Raw genomic sequence first — 3159 nt, 5'->3', positions numbered from 1 at the left:
GCGAACGGCAATGCCGCGCACGCGAACCGCAACCGTTCGTCGCGCAGCGGCCAGCGCGGTCACTGAAGCCGCGCGGCTGCGCGCCGCAGGTGCTCGACCTGGCGTTGCCAGCGCGCGAGCACCGCGGTGCGCTCCCCTTCCAGCGTGAACGTGACACCCGTCGCGAGACGCGCATAGCCGACCCGCTGCGCATCGCCGTGCGCGATCGTCGCAGCGAATCCGGCCAGCCCGCCGAAGTCTCCTTCGAGCGGCGCCATCCTCAATTGCGCCTGAAAGAACGCGCCGTCCGCGACGAGCGTCAGCGCGGCCGTATGCCGTTGTGCGATCGCGCGCGCCGCACGCGATTGCGGCCAGAGCGCCAGCAGCAGCGTGCGCGCATCGTGTGCGTAGATCTCGCCGACGCCGAGCAGCGTCGTGCGCAACTGGCCGTCGTCGGTTGCGACGATCAGCGATGCGGCGAAGTCGGCATGACGCTCGAGCGCCGTACCGTCGAACAACGAAACGACGGCCGGCGGCCACGCATCGAACGTCCATTGTTCGAGCGCGTGGCGATGGATATCGGTCATGATGGCGTGGCCTCGGTGGAAAGCGGATGAAGAAGCCGCAGCATACGCGCGTCGGGCCGCGCCGCGGCGATCAGCGCAGGAACACGTGCCGCGTGATCTTGGTGAGCGGATAGTGGACGCCCGGCTGGATCTTCGCGGGCAGGTCGAGCGGCTTGAGCAGCATCTTCACGCACATGTCGGCCGACAGGTTGCGCCGCACGAGCGTGCTGATGCGCGCAGCGCGTTCGCGGTTGTACTGGTTGTCGCCGACACGATCCGGATAGCGGACCGCAAACACGTGGCGCAGCGCGATCTCCGAATCCTCGTTCTTGATTTCCATCACGCGGCGCGCCAGCGCGCCGAGCACCGCGAGCCGGCCATTGCCTTCGAGCTGGTTGTACTTCTTGAAAAACTTGAAGAAGTGCTTGTAGTGGCGCACTTCGTCCGTGCGGATGTTGTCGGTGATTTCCTTCAACACGGGCTCGTCCGAGCACTCGTTGATCGCGCGATAGAGCGTGGCCGTGCCCGTCTCGACGACGCAGCGCGCGACCATCTCGAGCGCGCGAGTCTTCTCGAACGCCTCGACCTTGCAGGTCTTCGAATACTCGGCGAAGAAATTCGCGAACGCGGTATCCCAGTCGAACTCCGGCCACACGTGCGCGATGTACGCCTTCAGCGCGCGCCCGTGCTGCAATTCTTCGTGCTCCCATGCATTGTTGAGCCATGCGGAGACTTCCGGATCGTCGTTGAAGAACTGGCTCAGATTGCTCGTGTAGAGATCCGAGCCGCTTTCGATGAACGACGACGCGCACAGCAGCAACAACAGATCCTCGTTCGCGGCGGCACGTTGACGATCGATCCGGTTCAGGTCGATGTCCTCGATTCGCCACGGCATCACATGCGTCGTTTTGGTGTCCATGGTGGTGCGCTCCCAGTCGTCGCGCGGGGGCCGGCCCATGCCTTCGGCACTGGCGCCAACCATCCCGCAGGCGGCGTTTTACTTGCGTTTATAGTGGATTGGTCCGGCCGAACCATGCTGGCATCTTAGCCGGACTTTGATGTTCGTGCTCCAGAGCACTGACCATACCCGACGAGCGCAGTTCCACGGCGTCTGTTGCCGTTCGTTAGACGAGTCCTTCAAACCGCTTGCGCCCGCTCGGCGATACAGGCTGCCGCAAACGAAACGGGCGGCCATTCGGCCGCCCGCGAAGCGCACGAAATGCCGGCGAAAGCCGGCGGCAATCCGTCAGAAACCGGCCGCCAGACCGTCGCGCCGGCTGTCGCTCGCGGCCACGTAGCCGCGCTCGCGATCGTCGCGGTCGAGACGCCAGATGAACTGCCCCGAACCGAAATCCATGTAAGGATCGTCGATCGACTTGATCGTATGGCCGCGTGCGGTCAGCGCATCGACGGTCGCGCGATTCATCGTTGCCTCGACGTCGAGCGTGAAGTCGCGGTTGACCTTCCAGCGCGGCGCATCACAGGCAGCCTGCGGTTGTTGCCCGTAGCCGAGCATCCGCACGACAGTCTGCAGGTGGCCTTGCGGCTGCATGTCGCCGCCCATCACGCCGAAGCTCATCACGGCCTCGGTGCGACCGTCGACCTCCTCGGTGACGAACGCCGGGATGATCGTGTGGAACGGCCGCTTGCCGCCCGCGACGACGTTCGGCGAAGCCGGGTCCATCGAGAAGCCGTGCCCGCGATTCTGCAGCGCGATGCCGGTGCCGGGCACGACGAGCCCCGAGCCGAAGCCCATGTAGTTCGACTGGATGAAGCTCACCATCATCCCGCGCTCGTCGGCCGCCGACAGGTAGACCGTGCCGCCCGAATGCGGCCGGCCGGCGCCGAAATGCGTCGCGCGCGCGGGATCGATCAGCTTCGCGCGTTCGGCGAGATACGCATCGTCGAGCATCTGTTCGGGCGTGACCTCCATCGCGCGCGGATCGGCGACGTAGCGATAGACATCGGCGAACGCGAGCTTCATCGCCTCGATCTGCAGATGCTGCGAGTCGACCGAATCGACTGGCCATTCGGTCACGCCCGCGTGCTCGGCGATGCCGAGCGCGATCAGCGCGGCGATGCCCTGCCCGTTCGGCGGGATCTCGTGGATCGTATGGCGGCCGAAGCGCTTGCCGATCGGCTCGACCCATTCCGGCCGATAAGCATGCAGGTCGGCTGCGGTCAACGCGCCGCCGCCTTCGCGAGAGAACGCGGCGATGCGCTCGGCGAGTACGCCCTCGTAGAACGCGCGGGCGCCTTCCTTCTGCAGCGTACGCAAGGTCTGCGCATGGCCCGGCAGGCACATGCGCTCACCCACCTGCGGTGCGCGGCCGTGCGGCATGAAAGTATCCGCGAAACCCGGCAGCCCCTTGAGCTCCGGCACGGCGGCCGCCCACTTGTGCGCGACGATCGGCGGCACCGCATAGCCGCGCTCCGCGATCTCGATCGCCGGTTCGAGCAGGTCCGCGAACGGCAGCGAACCGAACTTCGCATGCAGCGCTTCCCAACCCGCGATCACGCCCGGCACGGTGACGGTATCCCAGCCGCGCGTCGGCTTGTTCGCGATGCCGTTGCCCGCCTCGCCGTGGCGCTTGCGGAAATAGTCGACGTTCCA

3 protein-coding genes are annotated in these 3159 nt (G+C 66.1%); all 3 read right to left on the bottom strand.

What is annotated here, in order from left to right; genetic code table 11:
- Window positions 1-59: 59 nt before the first annotated feature.
- Entirely contained in the window at window positions 60-566 is a 507-nt protein-coding gene (locus tag G3N93_RS37065) for a hypothetical protein (protein WP_206135246.1), read from the bottom strand.
- 70 nt (window positions 567-636) lie between these two features.
- A complete protein-coding gene (locus G3N93_RS37060; RefSeq protein WP_174940304.1) occupies window positions 637-1464 on the bottom strand; it encodes a ferritin-like domain-containing protein in 828 nt (275 codons plus the stop codon).
- Window positions 1465-1791: 327 nt separating this feature from the next.
- Window positions 1792-3159, bottom strand: a 1368-nt coding sequence (locus tag G3N93_RS37055; RefSeq protein WP_206135245.1) for a gamma-glutamyltransferase family protein, incomplete at its 5' end; no start/stop codon positions are given.

The organism is Burkholderia sp. Se-20378, from assembly GCF_017104665.1.
Classification (GTDB): Bacteria; Pseudomonadota; Gammaproteobacteria; order Burkholderiales; family Burkholderiaceae; genus Burkholderia; species Burkholderia lata.
Note: the sequence above shows the minus strand (reverse complement) of the source record. Positions and strands in the feature narration are given on the sequence as shown.

Bases quoted from the DNA above. Each gene is read 5' to 3' on its own strand.
- G3N93_RS37065 (WP_206135246.1), bottom strand. From the start codon at position 566: ATGACCGATATCCATCGCCACGCGCTCGAACAATGGACGTTCGATGCG.
- G3N93_RS37060 (WP_174940304.1), bottom strand. From the start codon at position 1,464: ATGGACACCAAAACGACGCATGTGATGCCGTGGCGAATCGAGGACATC.